Origin of the sequence: Bradyrhizobium canariense (genome assembly GCF_019402665.1) — a bacterium.
GTDB lineage: Bacteria > Pseudomonadota > Alphaproteobacteria > Rhizobiales > Xanthobacteraceae > Bradyrhizobium > Bradyrhizobium canariense.
In genome coordinates this window covers 1-17,526 of record NZ_VSST01000111.1, presented here as the reverse complement: position 1 = coordinate 17,526, position 17,526 = coordinate 1, and the positions used below count along the sequence as shown (strand labels likewise).

17 protein-coding genes and 3 pseudogenes are annotated in these 17,526 nt (G+C 61.7%); 13 read left to right on the top strand and 7 right to left on the bottom strand.

Going from position 1 to position 17,526, the window contains the following annotated elements; translation table 11 throughout:
• Nucleotides 1-149: 149 nt before the first annotated feature.
• Nucleotides 150-962, bottom strand: coding sequence for a Crp/Fnr family transcriptional regulator (locus tag FXB41_RS39735; protein WP_219685638.1), 813 nt, complete (start codon nucleotides 960-962; stop codon nucleotides 150-152).
• A gap of 335 nt (nucleotides 963-1,297) precedes the next feature.
• A pseudogene (locus FXB41_RS39730) lies at nucleotides 1,298-1,835 on the bottom strand (REP-associated tyrosine transposase).
• Between the two features lie 63 nt (nucleotides 1,836-1,898).
• On the opposite strand from FXB41_RS39730, the pseudogene FXB41_RS39725 reads away from it, so the two are divergent.
• From FXB41_RS39725 to FXB41_RS39690, 8 genes and pseudogenes are all read left to right on the top strand, one after another.
• Nucleotides 1,899-2,093: pseudogene (locus tag FXB41_RS39725) on the top strand (hypothetical protein); the annotation flags it as partial.
• Complete coding sequence (locus tag FXB41_RS39720; protein WP_151644260.1) at nucleotides 2,093-2,392, top strand: winged helix-turn-helix domain-containing protein; 300 nt, start codon at nucleotides 2,093-2,095, stop codon at nucleotides 2,390-2,392. The pseudogene FXB41_RS39725 and the gene FXB41_RS39720, both read left to right, overlap by 1 nt.
• 180 nt (nucleotides 2,393-2,572) lie before the next feature.
• Nucleotides 2,573-2,722, top strand: a complete 150-nt coding sequence (locus FXB41_RS39715; protein ID WP_219685637.1) for a hypothetical protein — start codon at nucleotides 2,573-2,575, stop codon at nucleotides 2,720-2,722.
• A gap of 77 nt (nucleotides 2,723-2,799) precedes the next feature.
• Nucleotides 2,800-3,372 carry a hypothetical protein gene (locus tag FXB41_RS39710; RefSeq protein ID WP_219685636.1) on the top strand — a complete coding sequence of 191 codons (573 nt, stop codon included), beginning with the start codon at nucleotides 2,800-2,802 and terminating at the stop codon, nucleotides 3,370-3,372.
• Nucleotides 3,369-4,178, top strand: coding sequence for a pPIWI-associating nuclease domain-containing protein (locus FXB41_RS39705; RefSeq protein WP_219685635.1), 810 nt, complete (start codon nucleotides 3,369-3,371; stop codon nucleotides 4,176-4,178). Before FXB41_RS39710 ends, FXB41_RS39705 begins: the two co-directional genes overlap by 4 nt.
• A gap of 5 nt (nucleotides 4,179-4,183) precedes the next feature.
• Nucleotides 4,184-5,038: a hypothetical protein gene (locus tag FXB41_RS39700; protein WP_219685634.1), complete on the top strand. Its 855-nt coding sequence runs from the start codon at nucleotides 4,184-4,186 to the stop codon at nucleotides 5,036-5,038.
• A 302-nt stretch (nucleotides 5,039-5,340) separates the two neighbouring features.
• The gene (locus FXB41_RS39695; protein ID WP_219685633.1) at nucleotides 5,341-5,508 is read left to right on the top strand and encodes an intracellular growth attenuator family protein; all 168 of its coding nucleotides are present in this window, start codon (nucleotides 5,341-5,343) and stop codon (nucleotides 5,506-5,508) included.
• Nucleotides 5,509-5,702: 194 nt separating this feature from the next.
• Nucleotides 5,703-6,563: a hypothetical protein gene (locus FXB41_RS39690; RefSeq protein ID WP_219685632.1), complete on the top strand. Its 861-nt coding sequence runs from the start codon at nucleotides 5,703-5,705 to the stop codon at nucleotides 6,561-6,563.
• A 151-nt stretch (nucleotides 6,564-6,714) separates the two neighbouring features.
• Here the strand turns inward: FXB41_RS39690 and FXB41_RS39685 are convergent, their stop codons facing one another.
• The gene (locus tag FXB41_RS39685; RefSeq protein ID WP_219685631.1) at nucleotides 6,715-8,187 is read right to left on the bottom strand and encodes a DNA sulfur modification protein DndB; all 1,473 of its coding nucleotides are present in this window, start codon (nucleotides 8,185-8,187) and stop codon (nucleotides 6,715-6,717) included.
• Between the two features lie 479 nt (nucleotides 8,188-8,666).
• Between FXB41_RS39685 and purD the strand changes: the two genes are divergently transcribed.
• Both purD and FXB41_RS39675 read left to right on the top strand, forming a co-directional pair.
• Nucleotides 8,667-9,950 (top strand): phosphoribosylamine--glycine ligase, encoded by a 1,284-nt coding sequence (purD, locus tag FXB41_RS39680; protein ID WP_219685630.1) that lies wholly within the window; start codon nucleotides 8,667-8,669, stop codon nucleotides 9,948-9,950.
• A gap of 158 nt (nucleotides 9,951-10,108) precedes the next feature.
• Nucleotides 10,109-11,014 (top strand): alpha/beta fold hydrolase, encoded by a 906-nt coding sequence (locus tag FXB41_RS39675; RefSeq protein ID WP_219685629.1) that lies wholly within the window; start codon nucleotides 10,109-10,111, stop codon nucleotides 11,012-11,014.
• Here the strand turns inward: FXB41_RS39675 and FXB41_RS39670 are convergent.
• Nucleotides 11,011-11,469 (bottom strand): nucleoside deaminase, encoded by a 459-nt coding sequence (locus FXB41_RS39670; RefSeq protein ID WP_007596901.1) that lies wholly within the window; start codon nucleotides 11,467-11,469, stop codon nucleotides 11,011-11,013. The two genes, FXB41_RS39675 and FXB41_RS39670, sit on opposite strands and share 4 nt — an antisense overlap.
• Nucleotides 11,470-11,588: 119 nt before the next feature.
• On the opposite strand from FXB41_RS39670, the gene FXB41_RS39665 reads away from it, so the two are divergent.
• A complete protein-coding gene (locus FXB41_RS39665) occupies nucleotides 11,589-13,700 on the top strand; it encodes a pseudouridine synthase (protein ID WP_219685628.1) in 2,112 nt (703 codons plus the stop codon).
• 2 nt (nucleotides 13,701-13,702) lie between these two features.
• The gene (rsmD, locus tag FXB41_RS39660) at nucleotides 13,703-14,257 is read left to right on the top strand and encodes a 16S rRNA (guanine(966)-N(2))-methyltransferase RsmD (protein ID WP_219685627.1); all 555 of its coding nucleotides are present in this window, start codon (nucleotides 13,703-13,705) and stop codon (nucleotides 14,255-14,257) included.
• A 7-nt stretch (nucleotides 14,258-14,264) separates the two neighbouring features.
• Here the strand turns inward: rsmD and mutL are convergent, their stop codons facing one another.
• Nucleotides 14,265-16,076 (bottom strand): DNA mismatch repair endonuclease MutL, encoded by a 1,812-nt coding sequence (mutL, locus tag FXB41_RS39655; RefSeq protein WP_219685626.1) that lies wholly within the window; start codon nucleotides 16,074-16,076, stop codon nucleotides 14,265-14,267.
• A gap of 378 nt (nucleotides 16,077-16,454) precedes the next feature.
• On the opposite strand from mutL, the gene FXB41_RS39650 reads away from it, so the two are divergent.
• The gene (locus FXB41_RS39650) at nucleotides 16,455-16,763 is read left to right on the top strand and encodes a hypothetical protein (protein WP_219685625.1); all 309 of its coding nucleotides are present in this window, start codon (nucleotides 16,455-16,457) and stop codon (nucleotides 16,761-16,763) included.
• A gap of 62 nt (nucleotides 16,764-16,825) precedes the next feature.
• Here FXB41_RS39650 and arfB read toward each other — a convergent pair whose 3' ends face one another.
• Nucleotides 16,826-17,242 (bottom strand): alternative ribosome rescue aminoacyl-tRNA hydrolase ArfB, encoded by a 417-nt coding sequence (arfB, locus tag FXB41_RS39645; protein WP_007596892.1) that lies wholly within the window; start codon nucleotides 17,240-17,242, stop codon nucleotides 16,826-16,828.
• Nucleotides 17,243-17,354: 112 nt separating this feature from the next.
• A pseudogene (locus FXB41_RS41375) lies at nucleotides 17,355-17,526 on the bottom strand (insulinase family protein); the annotation flags it as partial.

Here is a 17,526-nt window from a genome sequence, read left to right as displayed (position 1 = left end):
GCGTCCACCCCATCATAAACGTCGGCTTACTAACGCAAAGCGGAAGTCTCCCACCACGGGCGTGATCGACGGCTTGTGACCCGTTGCGGACCTGCGCCGGCCTGCTACCTAATGGCAGCTTCTGACCGAAGGCGGTCATCGCATGGTCTCTACTTCTCCGCCCGCGAAACGGCTCTGGATTCACCCCTCGCTCCGCCGGACGAGACGATGGCGCTTTCCCGGAACGGCGCACGGGTAGGCTGGGGCGCCGACAATTCCTGGCAATACATCCGATCGATCTTGCGCTGCATAAGCGCATAGCAGTCGCATGCGACCCTCTCGAGCCGCGCCCGATCGATCTCAACAAATCCGCGCCGGTCGGAGGGGACGGCTCCGGCCTCGCGTAGCTTGCTCATCGTCAGAGTCACTGTCGTCCGCCGCACCCCAAGCAATTGCGCAAGCGCCTCCTGCGTCACCGGGAGGAGGTCATCGGGAACGCGGTCGTGAAGCTGCAGAAGCCACCGCGCCATGCGGCCATCCACCCGGTGCAGCGCGTTGCAAGCGGCTACGTGCTGGAGTTGCAATAACACCGCGCGGGCGTGGAGCTGAACGACATTCCTGATGGCCGCGCTTTGCGCATAGGCATCCCGAAATTTGGCGGCGGAAATCAATGATGCTGTGCCAGCCATGCGTGCAATCGCGGTCACGGATGAAAGCGATGGGCCGAGTACGGAGAAAGAGGCCAAAGCGCCTTCCCGTCCCATCAAGGTGGTTGCGACCGTTTGCCCGTCCGGCATATCGAGCATGAAGGCGATTGCGCCGCTATGGGGAAAATAGACCGGGTCCATCTCGTCGCCCGAGCGCACCAAAACGGCATCTGGCCCAAAGGAGACCTTCCGGAAGTGGGGCGTGAGCAAGCCGAGATCCGCCGGCGGCAGCGCCGCCAAAAGCCGATTCCCGATGCCGGTACGGTAGAGGGTCACGATGCTTTCTCTTGTGAAAGAGCATCCATTGAACGCCGGTATCCATCTCTTTCATTCACTATGATTATCCGAATACGAGTTGCGCGAAACGCAACTATCCAAACAGAGCCATTGGTCGAGATCAAGCACGGACATTTGCGGAGACGCTGCCGGCGTCTCGCCGCGCAAGCAGGATCTTGCATACATCATACTATTCACGCCCGTTGTGCGACTCGGCGAGCGGGACCTGCGGGATGATCGAGCGATGATGGTTCCGGAAGCGCCCGCTCTTGGCTTCCTAGCTGACGTCTTCAGCTCGTAGGATGGGTTGAGCCCTTGCGAAACCCATCGCTTCTCTATCCCCGTTCTCCGAAATCGCGGCCGTCATCCGACTGATCGCCGGCCCAATCGGCCCGGTAATTGCCGAGCTTTATGTGGCGATGAAACGAGGAGGGCGCCCAGTCACGGACTCTGTCGACGAGCCCGTGCTTGACCGGATTGATATGAACATAGTCTACATGCCGCGCGACATCGGCTTCGTCGCGAATGGTATGCTCCCAATATCTGCGTTGCCAGATGCCCCGTTCACCTTTAGCCGCGCGGCTTGGGGATATCCTCTCGTTGCGCGCCAGACCGCGCGAAAAGGTGGATTTGATCAACTGCCAGCGCATTGCAAAAATCGGCATCACCTTCTGGCAACGTCCACACCGTGTGAAGGTGATCGGGCAGCACCACGATGGCATCGGTCGTGAATGGATGGCGTCGGTGCGTTTCACGCAACGCCGTGCGCAACAACCCGATATGATCCGTCAGCAACGCTAGCTTCCGCTCCGCGAGGTTGACGGTGAAGAAGAAACACCCACCCCAAACGAAGTTGCGGCGGTACGAGGTCATGACGGGACGTTACCACGAAACAAGTGCGATGGGTTTCGCAAGGGCTCAACCCATCCTACGGGCTGGCCGCTCTACTTCATGCTGTTCTATTCGCTGGCGGGTCTCTGGTTCGGCTATGCCTTCATGGCGATCGGTCTCGGCATCTCCGCGCTGACGCTGATCGGCTATTTCTATATCGGCGAGGCGTTCCCGCTCTGGATGGCCTTCGTCAACGGCGGTGGCCTGATCCTCGGCGGCCTCTGGATGCGGCGGATCTGATGGCCGAGCTCGACGACATCATCCACCAGCCGTTGCGGCTGAAGATCATGGCGGCGCTCAACGCGCTGCCGGCTACCGCCGGCCTCGAGTTCGCGCGCCTGAAAAAGCTCACCGGCGCCACCGACGGCAATCTCGGCGCACATATCGAGACGCTGGCCAAGGCGGGCTACGTTTCGGTGGAGAAGGCGTTTGTTGGGAAGAAGCCGCAGACGACGGTCACCGCGACCGCAGCGGGGCGCGGCGCGTTTGCGCGGCATGTGGCGACGTTGCAGGAGATTATTGCGGGGAGGCAGGTTTGATCCTCCGAAGCTGACGGGAACTCTTACCGTCCCCATCACCCTCGACGGTCAACTGACTTAGATGCACCGTGAGAAGCCTCTTTGGACATCAAATGGTGCGGCGTGCTGCTGCGTCATGTGGCGGGTAAATAGCCGTGAAGGCGTAACGTCTTCTGTTTCGGGCTCTGCTGGACTTGACTATTGGCGAAGAAAACCACCGACCAAATGGATATGACGGGCAAGCAGCTATTAGGCTTAGCGCTGATTTGCCTCGTGGTCGTCACGGCGGAGGCCGTATCCCTGCGAGATCAGCACATCCGAGAGCGGTTGAAAGCCGACAACGCCTGGTAGCCCACCCGGGATGAATCTGCTACCTGAGGTTTTTAGCCGAGACCATGTCTCCGCTTTTTAATTGACCGGGGGTAGGCATGGCCGAGGACGAGGTCGTAAAGGCAATTTCAACACTGATGGAAGCACTGACGCCTCTTGATAAGGAAGCCCGAGAGCACGCGCTGGACTTCGTTATGAAGCGTCTTGGTATATCGCTTGGCGCGGCACCGGCTCCAATACAGCATCCCGGTTTGCCGACCCCGCCCACGCCCATAACTCCGGCTGCGCCGCCGCCTATCCCTGATCAACCGAGGCAGGACATCAGGTCGTTTGCCGCTCTCAAGTCGCCAAAGACGATGAACGAGAAGGTGGCGGTGATGGCCTATTATCTTGCACAGCTTGCGCCCCCGGCGGAGCGGCGTGATTACATTACGCCGGAGGACATCAAGCCCTATTTCATCCAGGCTGATTTCGAGCTGCCGACGGCCACTGGAAGCATGACGCTCACTAACGCTAAGAACGCGGGCTACCTCAACGCCCTAGAACGCGGCCAATATAGGCTTAACTCGGTCGGGCATAACCTCGTGGCCCATAAGCTGCCAAACAAGGACGCTAGCGCGAAATCGACGCGCCGGCCGGTCAAGAAGCAAGTAAAGAAAGGCAAGCGATGAGCGACACCGTCGATGATTGGCGGGCGCTCATATCAGAAGCTTCAAAGGTCCAAAAGAAGATCAATCGCGTCCCCAACGCTAGGGTTAAGTCAATTCCGCTGCGGGAGGAAGCTCGCGGCTTGGGACAGTCGTTCTTTCAGAACCTGCAGCTCGGACTTATCGGCGCTGGGCTCGAAGAAGAAGCTCAGCTTTTGTCGGATGAGTTCGAAATCCTGATTCGGCTCGCCGAGGCCGAGAGTGCGAAATCGAAGTACGCAACGGCGTTCCGCGTGCTTCGGGAGATTTCCCCTGATGTGGTCGCCAAACTGGAGAGGGATCGCGGGCGATCGGTCAAGGTGGAGGCCGCCATCACCAACGAGGACCAGCGCATCATCGAGACCTTGGAGGGACTCGTACCGTCTGCCGCGCTCTCATTCCGGCAGGCAATCGCCGACCTAGCCGACGACAATCGGGTCTCGTTTCGCGGTCCCGCGCTAGAACTACGCGAGGCGTTCCGAGAAACATTGGATCATCTGGCCCCTGACGCCGATGTCGAGGCGTCCGATGGGTATAGGCGAGAGCCAGACAGAAAAGGCCCGACGATGAAGCAAAAGGTTCGCTTCATCCGCAAGGCGAGGGGCGAGAGCAAATCGTCAGGGGTGGTACCGGAGCAGACGGCCTTGACGATTGATGAACTGGTGGGGAGCCTGTTTCGCGCTGTCTACGACCGATCCTCTGTCGCCGCTCATGTTGGAACGGAACGCAAGGCTGTTCTCCAAATCAAAAGGTACATTGTCGCCATCCTCCACGAAATTCTGGAGATCTAACTCCAGTGACGTTCCGTCGCATCACGCCCGAAGCGCTCCGTCGCACTCATGCGAATTTGTTAAGGGAGCATCACGAGCTCAATAAGCAGATGGCCAGCGTCTACCTTGCCGTTGCGGTACTCAATGAGATTATCGGCGAGGAATGGGTAACAAGGCACATCTTGCCGGGCGCTAAGCCCAACGTGCTCGCGCTTGATGAAACGGACCATCTTTCTATGGCCATTAGCCATACGAAAATCATCGACCTAGCGGAGGTGCTGTACAATCTTCAGCAGGTTGAGGGGGTAGACACTTGCGTTGATCGTATGCGAACGGGAGACATCGAGGCGTCGCTCGCGGAGCTGGCTCTTGGCCGGATGCTTTTCATCCACGGCATTGAATTCAAGTATGTGACACCGATTATGAAAAAGGGGCACGACTACGATATTGTGGTGAAGCTGCCCAACGGTCTGTTCGCCTGTGCTGACGCCAAGTGCAAAATTGAGGGCCAAGAGTTTTCGCCAACCTCGGTGGAGAACACCCTTAGGAAGGGGCGGAAGCAGTTTCCGGAAGGCGAACCCTCAATCCTGTTCGTGAAATATCCGTATGCATGGGATGACGACCCAGAGTCGTTGGCCATCCTGCGTGATGTGGCAATGAAGTTTTTTCGGACAACAAAGCGAGTTGTCTCCGTTAAGTATTACGTTCAGCCGATCTTGCAGGAGGGCGGCGATGTTCGGCAGCGATTGGGGTTCAAGGAATTCTCTAATCCCGTAACCCGCTTCGGGAATGACGTTGATTGGCGACTTTTCAATACCCCAAACAATCTCGCTACCACTTGGCTGCGGATAGGCAACTTCCCTGATGGCGTAAGAGAGTAGAGTCGGATTACGGTGACAGTGCATTATGTAAATTGCTGCTTTGGCTTTGGCGTTTCGTGCGCAGTCACCGTAGTTCCCTGACAAGGAGGGGCGCCCGCGACTAGTGGCCAGATGCAGGTCGCGATCTACCTTCAGGCACCAGAGCAGTCTAACGGTGGGTCCTCTTGAAACCTTGGGTAGTCCAGGTAGGATGGTGTCGCGAGCGTATTTGACGTGGGATTGATTTCTCTATGTATGGCTACGTTGCGGCGCTGATCCGACAACCTGTCGAGCGGCCCCATCAAAAATAACCGGGGTGGAGCATGGAAATCCTCGATCTCAAATTCGCAGGTGTGCCGATTTGGCTGCTTCTTCTGATCGGATGCATCTTTTACAACGGACGTTACGCATACCGCGAGTGGCGCAAGGATCGAGACACCGCGCGGGAGCTAGACGAGGCACAGCGCCGATTCAAAGCCGAGCACGAATAGAGACCGTATATCGTTGACTGCGGCGAATGGGTGCGGGAGGACGGACGTCTCCTTGGTGCCGAAGATTGAGCTGAGGAGCTATCTACGTGATGCTGGCTCGATGGATCATTGCCCTGGTGCTCATACTCAGTCCGCTTACTGTACGCGCAGACAGTTCAGATATCGAGCATCGTTGCACGGTAATGTATCCGAGCATGACGCAGTACTTCGCGTGGAAGGACTGCGTGAAGATTCAAGCAGAATATGAAGAAAGAGATGCAATCAGACGCCAAGCCGAGGAGCGCAAGCGCTCAAACGAAGAGGCTGCCAGACCGTGCATAGCGGCGGACATTCCTCGCATGGAGAGCTTGGCCCTCAAAGTCAAGGCTGCGGTTTTGCCAGATGTGCCCTTGGAGGAGGTTAGGGCGGCACTCGGTCTTGTCCTTGGCAAGCAGGGCGACATAGAGATCCCGGAAAACGATATAAGAGAGCGTGTGCTCATCACGACAATCTCCACGCAGTGCAGATCCGATTTTCAATTTTTGATAAATGTCCGGGAGGGCAAGGATAAGAAGATTCGTTGGCTCAGGGTCTCGGCCGAGAATGCCCCAGCAGGCTATCAATCTAAGCTGCACAGTGAATTCGGGAGAGAGTTTGAGGCCGAACGCGAGCAACAGCGAATTCAAGCTGCGCAAAAAAAGAACGAAGAGGAATATAGGGCCCAGTTCGCTGAACTCAATGAGAGCCGCCAAGACCTCCTTCAGAGCGTGAAAGTCAGCGACGTGAGAACGCTCTGTGACACGAAATCTTGTGCCACCCGAACTGTTGAATTCAAGATAACCAATGTCTCGAAGCGGCCAGTGGTCGACGTTTCTTTCGGCTGGATGTTCGTGCCGTCCAAGTCGGCCGAGTGCCCTGGCGAACTCGCAACAAACGAGCGCGGGATTGGGTCGGTACTTCAGCCAGGGCAAACAGAAAAGAAGACAATCTTTGTTTTCAATGTGCCCGAAACTCGCGAAGCAAGATTGTGCTTGAAGGTGACCAACCTTCGGAGGCCATACAACTGGGAGCGCTAGGATTACGCTGACAGTGCACTAAATGGTATCAACTACGCTGGCTTTGGAAATTGGTGCACTGTCACCGTACTCATACAGTATCTCATTGTCTCATATTCCTGACACTGAGAGGAGCGGCGGCCTTCCAGTCGGAGACCGCCGCCCTCTTGGATTAAGCGGCCTCTGAGGATGCCGAGGCCGCTTCGTTCGAGTGGCGGGACGGGAACCCCAGCTTCCATCGGATCATGTCGCCGAGTATGGGATAGATGTCGTTGTGCTTGGCACCGAACCTCATATAGCCGCCCTGGTAGCTACCGAGGTCGCGGTTGCCAGTCTCCTCCGCTGGCAAGTAGCCGGCCAACGCGGTCAATCCGTATCTGCTACGCTCCGCAACCGACAGCTCGTAATATCGCCACATCGGATTTTCGTGGCTGAAGTCGATATCGGTCAGATTAGACAGCAGCTTTTCGGTCAAATCATCTCCGTCGTCAGGACGGCGATTGCTAAAGCTAAAATCGAACACCAGCTTTGCGATAGCCTTCAAGACAACTGGCTGAGCTGCAACTGTCTTCTGGCGAGCGCGCTCCTCACCAAAACCATCAATGGCATGTACGGCCGTCCAGAAGCGATAGGCCGTATCTTCTTTACCATCCACAAGAGCCGGGGTGGCGCTGCTGATGTTGGTCTTGTTGAGGAACAGAATGGCATTGACGGCCACCATATCCTTCCGAGGCAACGCCCCCTTGTCGTCTGACCAATCCTTAACGTCCACCTCCGACACAGTAATTCCGATAGCGTCAGCGTTGATGAGCTTATCCTTAATGAACAAGTTAATCGGATTCGAGTTGTCAAACTGCAGGGCGAGGTTGGTATCGACCTTCTTTCCCAGCCTGTTCAGATCGTGGAAAAGCTGACGCTCTTCATCGGCGTTCAATCCGAGATGCACCTCCAACAACAAGGTGCAGTAACTGCGAGCCACTTCGAAACACTCCTCCCAAACCGCAAGTTCATCCCCCGTCGCAGGTTCGCCATCTTTGAAGCCCGCCAGGTTCCCCTTCTTCGGATATGCGCGAGTGGTGCGAACACTCTCAAGGAAATCGAACACCAACTGCATTCCTTTCCGACGATGCTGACCATCAACGACCCAAAGAACGTGTCGCTGTGACAAGAAAACTCGGAAGGCAGCAGTCTCCTCAGTTCGCTTGTCGAGCATCCGGTCACCTCGGATGTCCGCCCCCCGTGGATTGCAATCTCGAATGTTCACGACGAGAGGCTGAAGCGCCATGTATGGCTGACGGCCCAAGTGCTCCATCACGCTCTTGAGCGCCTCGGGAACGGGCTTCCCTGCGATCTGGCGTCGTTCGATAGCTGCTGAGACCAATCCCTTCAAAATGTACAATGCGAGCTTCTGTGCGTGGGCAGGATCAAGCTTTCGCTGGGCAACCGTATCTCCATCGCGGCCGGGATCGTTCGCCACCTCGGACATGCTGTAAAATTCGTGCATTGGCATCTGCATGAGGAACGTGCGGCTACCAAGGTTGTGACCGATGAAAACCTTCATCGGCTTTTCGGATGTGTCGCCGGTGTCGAGGACTTCATCGAGCGTGCCGAGCGGTTTGGGCAATCCGTTGTCAGAGGGAATCATGAAAGCTCCTTTGGTGTGATCAATGTGATGTGAAATACCGGGCCTGGATATGGTAGTCAACTATCCAGGAGACTTATTTTTAAATCCTGGATATATTTTTATACTGGCCTGGTGATTTATCTTGAGTATCCAGGACTAGGGAGGCTACTTGGCAGCCCTTCCGGAAGCTACTGAATTTGATGGAAGAATTCGAATGCTCGCATTCGCCACATGCGCGGTGCTCGAGCTTTGCCGGAAGCGCCACACCGTCAAGCAGAAGACCGTCGATGCGGATGTCTCGGCGGCGACCGTCATGGGTTAAAGGGGGCGGCGTTGCAGGAGATCATCGCGGGGAAACCAAGTTTGGCACCCGCCGTCCGTCCGAGGCGCCACGCCGGCATGAGCCTGGAATGACGGGGAGTTTGAGGCAACATCCCTTGAGCCCCACCCCGATTCATGCGACCTCCGCCCCCAGCAAAACCCCTCATTTCGAGCCTTCTATGCACATTCTCCTGCTTGGTTCCGGCGGCCGCGAACATGCTCTGGCGTGGAAGATCGCGGCCTCTCCCCTGGTGACCAAATTCTGGTGCGCGCCGGGCAATGCCGGGATCGCGCGCGAGGCGGAATGCGTGGCGCTCGATGTCGCCGACCATGCCGCCGTGATCGCTTTCTGCAAGACGAACGCGGTCGAGCTCGTGGTGGTCGGCCCGGAGACGCCGCTGGCGGCCGGTATCGTCGATGACCTCACCGCCGCCGGCATCAAGGCGTTCGGGCCGGACAGGATCCCCGCCCAGCTCGAAAGCTCGAAGGGCTTTACCAAGGCGCTGTGCACCGAATTCGGCATTCCGACCGGCGCCTACAAGCGATTCACTAACGCCGCCGATGCACGCGCTTACGTCCAGAGCCAGGGCGCGCCGATCGTGGTCAAGGCCGACGGCCTTGCCGCCGGCAAGGGCGTCGTCGTCGCCAAGTCGGTGCGCGAGGCCGAGGACGCCATCGCCATGATGTTCGAGGGCGGCTTTGGCGAGGCCGGCGCCGAGGTCGTGATCGAGGAGTTTCTGCCGGGCCGCGAGATCAGCTTCTTCGCGCTGTGCGACGGCGAGACCGCCATTCCGCTGGCGTCCGCGCAGGACCACAAGCGCGTGTTCGACCACGACGTCGGTCCGAACACCGGCGGGATGGGCGCCTATTCGCCGACGCCCCTGGTCACGCCGGCGGTCCATGACGCGATCATGGCCAAGATCATCCTGCCGACAGTCGCCGGCATGAAGCAGCGCGGCACGCCGTTTCGCGGCATCCTCTATGCCGGGATCATGCTGACGACGCAGGGCCCAAAGCTGTTCGAGTTCAACGTGCGCTTCGGCGATCCCGAGTGCCAGGTGCTGATGCTCAGGATGATGTCGGACATCGTGCCGGCCTTCCTCGCCGCCTGCGACGGCCAGCTGAAGAACTTTGACCTCCGCTGGTATCCGGAAGCCGCACTCACGGTGGTGATGGCGGCGAAGGGATATCCCGGCGACTATCAGAAGGGTACGCGGATCGAGGGGCTCGACGACGCCGCCAAGGTCGAGACCGCCGAGATCTTCCACGCCGGCACGGTCGAGAAGGACGGCGCCATCCTCGCCAATGGCGGCCGCGTGCTCAATGTCTGCGCGCTCGGCAAGACCGTGACGGAGGCGCAGGCGCGCGCCTATCAGGCCGTCGACCGCATCAAATGGCCGGAAGGTTTTTGCCGCCGCGACATCGGCTGGCAGGCGGTGGACGCCGAGAAGTCCAAGGGCTGACAGGCTTTTTTCGCACGCGTGCCCGCGCCGTCGGCACTCCGAAATTGTGTAGGCGGCTGTTGGACTTAGCTACTGTGCATGGGGTTGTTTTTCGACTTTTTTGTTTTGGGGCATTCTCAAGACCGAACAGCCCACGCTGACAGATAAGGATGCAGAAGATGTCCGATCTCGCCGACCTCTATCCCGGCTTCGCCTCCGAATGGATCAACACCTCCTTCGGCCGCATCTTCGCCCGCGTCGGAGGCAAGGGACCGCCGCTGTTGCTGCTGCACGGCTTCTCCGAGACCCACGTGATGTGGCACCGCGTCGCGCCGCAGCTGGCCGACCAGTTCACGCTGATCATCGCCGATCTGCCCGGCTATGGCTGGTCCGACATGCCCGAGAGCGACGCGCTGCACATGCCCTACAGCAAGCGCGCGATGGCCAAGGCCATGGTCGAGGCGATGGAGCGCCTCGGCCACGTGCACTTCGCGCTCGCCGGCCACGATCGCGGCGGCCGCGTCTCGTATCGGCTGGCGCTCGATCATCCCGGCCGGCTGTCGAAGCTCGCGGTGCTCGATATCCTGCCGACCTATAATTACTGGGAGCGGATGAACCGCGCCTACGCGCTGAAGATCTATCACTGGACTTTTCTGGCGCAGCCCGCGCCGTTGCCGGAGACGCTGATTGCGAGCAATGGCGAGTTCTTCCTGCGCTTCAAGATGGCAAGCCAGACCAGGTCGAAGACGTTAGAGGCCATCGACGAGCGTGCGCTCGAACACTACATCGCCCCGTTCCGCGATCCCGCCCGCGTGCATGCGATGTGCGAGGATTATCGCGCCGGCGCCTATTTCGACTACGATCTCGACAAGGCCGATTTCGAGGCCGGCAAGAAGATCACGATTCCGATGCTGGCGCTGTGGGGCAATGCCGGGGTGGCGCAAGCCGCCGCCACCCCGCTCGACATCTGGAAGCAGTGGGCGACCAACGTGGATGGCATGCCGGTGGATTCCGGACACTTCCTCACCGAGGAGAACCCGGATGTGACCGCGAAGGCGCTGCGCGAGTTCTTTGCCGCGCCTTAGCGCCGCTCGCGAAAGAAGTCCTTGAGCAGCCGCGCCGCCTCGCTTTCGCCGACCCCGGAATAGACATCCGGGACGTGATGGCAGGTCGGCGAGGTGAAGAACCGCACGCCTGATTCAACCGCTCCGCCCTTGGGGTCGGCGGCGCCGTAATACAGGCGCCTCACCCTTGCAAACGAGATCGCGCCCGCACACATGGTGCAGGGCTCCAGCGTCACGTAAAGGTCGCAGTCGACCAGGCGCTCGCTGCCGATCTTTTTGGCCGCCTCGCGCAGCGCAACGATCTCGGCATGAGCCGTGGGGTCGTAGTCGGTTAACGTCCGGTTCGCCGCGGTGGCGATGACCTCGTAATTGCGGACCACGACGCATCCGATCGGAACTTCGCCCGCCTTTCCGGCGTTTTCGGCCGTTTTGAGCGCCAAATCCATGAAAGAGGGGGCTTTCAAGCCTCGTATCATCGCGAGAAACCTGCTAGTAGCTGCGCCTTCAGCAGAAGTGCTTACCGAATTTGCCTGAGCATGCGGCTCGAAACGAGCGCGCACAATGCTTTCTGGCCACCCCCTGAGTGAGATTATTCATGCCTCGCGACAGCGACAAAGACAACGATTCCCGCGGCCGTCGTGATCGCGGCCCGGCCAAGGGCGGCCGTTCCGGCAAGGCGCGGGGCCCCGAGAAGAAGTTCGCCAAGCGCGGCTTCGAGGGCAAGGGCGACAGCCGCCCGCCCCGCGGCGACCGTGACAGCCGACCGGTCCGCCGCCGCGAGGAGGGCGACGCCCCGCGCCGCGACTTCAGCGACCGTCCGAAGTTCAATCGGGAAGACCGGCCGCGCGGCGAAGATCGTGGTGAGCGCAGCTTCAAGCCGCGTGGCGATCGGCCCTTCAAGCCGCGTGAAGACCGTCCGTTTTCGGATCGTCCGTCGCGCGACGGCGAGAAGCGCCCCTTCAAGCCCCGTGGCGACCGCCCATTTTCTGATCGCCCCTCGCGCGATGGCGAGAAGCGGTCGTTCAAACCGCGCGGTGATCGCCCGTCCTATGGGCGTGATGACCGTCCGCCGCGCAGGGATCGCGACGATTCCCGTCCGGCCGGCCGAACCGGCGACACGAAGTTTGGCGACAAGCGACCTTACGCGCCGCGTGGCGACCGTCCGGAACGCAAGTTCGACGGCGAGCGGAAGTTTTCGCGCGGCGCACCGGACCGCAATCGCAGCGAGCGCAGCGATTCGAAACCCTGGCAGAAGCGCGACGCGGCCCCACGCGGCGACCGGCCGCCGCGCAAGGACTTCAGCAAGGGTCCGCGCAAGGAGTTTGGCGGCAGCGACCGCGGTCAGGACAAGCCTTGGCAGAAGCGCGACGATCGGCAAGGCGGCGGCGACGACCGTCCGCGCTTTTCGCGTTCGCGCGACGATCGTCCATCGGGTGACCGTCCATTCCGCGAGCGGCCCAAATTCGATCGCCCCCGCGATGATCGTCCCAGGTTCGATCGCGGCGGCGATCGCCCGAAATTCGATCGTCCGCGCGAGCGCTCCGAGGGCCGCTCCGACTGGCACGAGCATCCCCGCAGCGAAGCTCGCACCGGCGATCGTCCACGCCGCGAAAACGAGGACGAGAGCAGGATCTTCGAGAAACGTCCCGCCTTCGGCGGTCGCGGCGCCTATCGCGACCGTGATCGTGATTCCGAGCGGCGGCCGCGCCGCGAGGAAGAGGTCAAGCCGAAGAAAGCTGGCGAGCGTATCGCCAAGGTGCTGTCGCGTGCGGGCCTTGCCTCGCGCCGCGATGCCGAGGAGATGGTCACGCAGGGCCGCGTCAGCGTCAACGGTCGTGTCATCAACTCGCCGGCGCTCGACATCACCTCGAACGATGTCGTCACCGTCGACGGCAAGCCGTTGCCGGAGCGCGAGCGCACGCGGCTGTTCCTCTATCACAAGCCGCGCGGCCTGATGACGACCCATGACGATCCCGAGGGGCGTCCGACCGTATTCGACAATTTGCCCGAAGGTCTGCCGAGGCTGATCAGCGTCGGCCGGCTCGACTTCAACACCGAGGGCCTGCTGCTGCTCACCAATGATGGCGGGCTCGCGCGCACGCTCGAGCTGCCGGACACCGGCTGGCTGCGCCGCTACCGTGTCCGCGCCCATGGCGACGTCACGCAGGCGCAGCTCGACGAGCTGAAGAACGGCATCGAGATCGAGGGCGTCAAATACGGTCCGATCGACGCCACGCTGGAGCGTGACCAGGGCGCCAACGTCTGGCTGGTTTTCGCGATCCGCGAGGGCAAGAACCGCGAAGTGCGCAATGTCTGCGCCCATCTTGGACTCGAGGTGAACCGGCTGATCCGGGTCTCCTACGGCCCGTTCCAGCTCGGCGAGGTCCCCGAGGGCCAGGTCGAGGAGATCAAGTCCCGCGTGCTGCGCGACCAGCTCGGCGAAAAGATCATCGAGAAATCGGGTGCGCAGTTCGACGTGCCGCAGAAATCTGCCTCGCATGAGGGAGACGACGCGCCGCGCGAGAAGAAGCCCGCGAGCAAGCGCGGCGTGATCAACGACCGCAAGGGCCGCCGCGTCCTGGTGCAACGCACCGGCAGCGAGGAAGCGCGCGAGCGCAACGAGGCTGAGGCCAGCGGCTACGGCCCGCCGCGCCGTCCCAAGCGCGGCTATCACGGCAAGCGCGATCTGGCGCCGAAGGAGGACTGACGTTGCGCGTCGTCGGCGGTCGATTGAAGGGGCGCAATCTGGCCTCACCGTCCTCGCGCGACATCCGCCCCACGGCGGACCGCCTGCGCGAGTCCGTGTTCAACATCCTCGTGCACGCCTATGACGATCCGATTGCGGATGCGCGCGTGCTCGATCTCTTCGCCGGCACCGGCGCGCTGGGCATCGAGGCGTCGTCACGCGGCGCGAAATTCGTGCTGTTCGTCGACAACGGCGCGGAGGCGCGCGCCCTGCTGCGGAATAATGTCGAGACGCTGGGCTTGGGTGGCGTGACAAAAGTCTATCGTCGTGATGCGACCGATCTCGGGCCTGCGCATCCGGTCGAGCCGTTCTCGCTGGTGTTCCTCGATCCGCCCTATGGCAAGGGGTTTGCGGAGAAGGCGCTTGCGAGCCTGCGCGACGGCGGCTGGCTGACGCCGGGCGCGCTGCTCGTCGTGGAAGAGGCGAAGGCTGCGCAGTTCGTCACGCCGGAAGGCTTCGAGGAATTGGAGCGGCGCCCTTATGACGACACGGAATTCGTGCTTTTGAAGCGACCGTAATTTCGAATTACCTCCGTCCGAACAGCTTCTCCACGTCGCTCAACTTCAGCTCGACATAGGTCGGGCGGCCGTGATTGCACTGGCCGGAGTTCGGGGTGTCCTCCATCTCGCGGAGCAGGGCGTTCATCTCCTCCGGCCGCAGCCTGCGGCCGGCGCGCACCGAGCCGTGGCAGGCCATGGTGGCAGCGACGTGCATCAGGCGGCGCTCCAGAGGCAGCGCCTCGTCCCACTCGGCCATATGCTCGGAAAGATCGCGCAACAGCCCGCCCGCATTGGTCTTACCGAGCAGCGACGGCGTCTCGCGCACCGCGACCGCGCCGGGGCCGAAGGATTCGATCGCAAGACCAAACGACCCCAGCTCCTCGCTGCGCTCCAGCAGGCGCTCCACCGTGGCCTCGTCCATCTCGACGATCTCGGGGATCAGCAGGATCTGCCGCTGCACGCCGTTGGCTGCCAGCGAAGCCTTCAGCCGCTCGTAGACGATGCGTTCATGCGCAGCGTGCTGGTCGACGATGATGAGGCCATCGCGGGTCTGCGAGACGATATAGGTTTCGTGGATCTGCGTGCGCGCCGCGCCGAGCGGACGGTCGACCAGGTCGCCGGCGGGCTGCGTTTCGATCCGCACGTCCGCACTGGGCGCACCGACGTCGAACGCGGACTGTGCGCGCTCGGCGAAGGCGGGCACGGCGGAGCCATCGAATGACGGCATCGGCGCGACCGGGGCGGATGGCGACGCCCGCCAGTCCCAGCTTGCCGGGCGCGGCGTGAATGCGGGGCGGAACGACGACAGCGCGCTCTCGCCGCTGTTGGCGGCCGTACGCCGGCCCTCCCGTGCAAGCCCTTCCTTCAATCCGTGCACGATCAGCGCGCGGACGAGGCCGGCGTTGCGGAAGCGCACCTCGGTCTTGGCCGGATGCACGTTGGCGTCGACCTCGCGCGGATCGAGCGTGACGAACAGCGCCAGCACCGGATGACGATCGCGCGGCAGATAATCGGCATAGGCCCCGCGTACCGCCCCTAAGATCAGCTTGTCGCGCACCGGGCGGCCGTTGACGAAGAGATATTGCCCAAGCGCGTTGGCTTTGGTCAGCGCGGGCGCTGCGGCATAGCCGGCGACCACCACGTCCTCGCGCTCGGCATGGACCTCGATGGCATGGCTGCGGAACTCTGCCCCCAGGATGTCGCCGAGACGCGTGAGGCGACCGGCGACGCCGGGCAGTGCGGCAGCCCAGGTCACCGGGGCGCGCTCTTCGCCCGCGAGCGTGAAGGCGATTTCGGGCCGCGCCATCGCGAGGCGCCGCACCACCTCACGGATCGCTTCCGCCTCGGTCCGGTCGGTCTTCAAGAACTTCAGCCGCGCCGGCGTGGCGTAGAAGAGGTCGTTGACCTCGACCCGCGTGCCGTGCGCGAGCGCGGCCGGCATGATCTCGGACTTCTCGCCGCCCTCGACATTGAGCGCCCAGGCATGCGGCTCGCTGGCATGCCGCGTGGTGATGGAGAGCCGCGCCACAGAGCCGATCGAGGGCAGCGCCTCGCCGCGGAATCCAAGCGTGCGGATCTGCAGCAGGTCCTCGTCGTCGAGCTTGGAGGTGGCGTGACGCTCGACCGCCAGTGAGAGGTCCCTGGCGGTCATGCCGCCGCCGTCGTCGGTGATGCCGATACGCCGGCGCCCGCCGCCATCGGTAAAGACGTCGATGCGGCTGGCGCCGGCATCGATGGCGTTCTCGACCAGTTCCTTGACCACGCTCGCGGGACGCTCGACCACCTCGCCGGCGGCGATGCGGTTGACGACCTGTTCTGGCAATTGGCGGACGGGCATGAGTTCGATTTCAGATTCGGGACGCTATTCTAGGCCGTGTTGCGTCAAAAGCATGTGGTGAGCAACAGGCGCGTGGCGCCCTGGGGAAAAGGGGGGCCTATCGCACTGAAGACATTGGACGATCGCGCCGGTCGCGGGGGCCGTCGTTGACGACCCCGCGAGCCCGAGCGTCGCGTTCGCGGTCCGCAACTTGTTCCGCACCGCCGCATATGAGGAGCACAATTCCGCGAAACCGCCGCGAAATCCCTCAACGATGACCACACGATCCGGATTGCATGGCGACTGCGCCGTTCGGCTCTCTGCGCGATGGGATGGTCCAGTCCAGGCGAACGGCGAAAACACCAACCGCTCATCGCGAACAAAATCCAGGAGAAATGGATGAAGGTAGTGAAGACCTCTGTAATCGCATGCGCTCTTTCCGCACTGCTGGTGGGACCGGTTCTCGCACAAGGCGCATCGTCGGACACCAAGTTGCGTGGCAGCGCGCAGGGCAAGACCATGCAGGGCGGTGCCTCGAGCGGCGATGAAGAGGATCTCGGCGCACAGCAGGGAGCCGCGGGTGAGAAGGTCGGCATGAAGTCGACCAAGGGTACGAAGGGCACGGTCGGGACCACCGGCAGCGCGACGCACAAGGGCACGGCTGACGATTCCGTGTCGGGCGGTGCTGCGACCGGCAAGCGCTACTGACGCAGCCAGCGAAACGGCAAACCTCCGGTCGCATTGCGGCCGGAGGTTTTTTCGTCAATCGGTCAATCCTCGAAATGCCCGCCGCGCTTCGACTTGATGTCGCTGCGGCGCTTCTTGCCCTCGAGCCGGCGCTGCTTGGACCCAAAGGTCGGCTTTGTCGCGCGCCGTGGCTTCGGCCGGATCATGGCTTCGCCGAGCATCTCCGTAAGGCGGTCGATGGCGTCCTGGCGGTTGCGCTCCTGGGTGCGGAAGCGTTGGGCCTGGATCACGATGACGCCGTCCTTGGTCATGCGCTGCCCTGCGAGTCGGGCCAGGCGCAACGCGGCATCCTCCGGCAGCGTCAGTTTGCGGGTGTCGAAGCGCAATTGCGCCGAGGTCGCGACCTTGTTGACATTCTGCCCGCCGGGGCCGGAGGCGCGGACAAAGCCGATCTCGATGTCGTCCTCGTCGATGACGAGATCGCGGGATATCCGCAGCATGGTGGCACCATTCGTGATGCCCGGACATATCCCGGACGCCTAGGTTCGGCAATGGCGCCCGGAATGCAAATGGCCGGGCGAGCCCGGCCATTTCAGAAGCGTACGAAAGACGTCAGTTCGACTTCGTCACCGGTGCGGCTGCCGGTTGCGCCGCCGCCTGCGGAGCGCGGCCGACGACGACGGTCAGGAGGCCCTGGCCCCAGAGGCGCTTTGCGGCCGCCTTGGCGTCATCCATGGTGACCGCATCGACGACGGCGTTGCGCTTCTCGATGTAGTCGATCGGC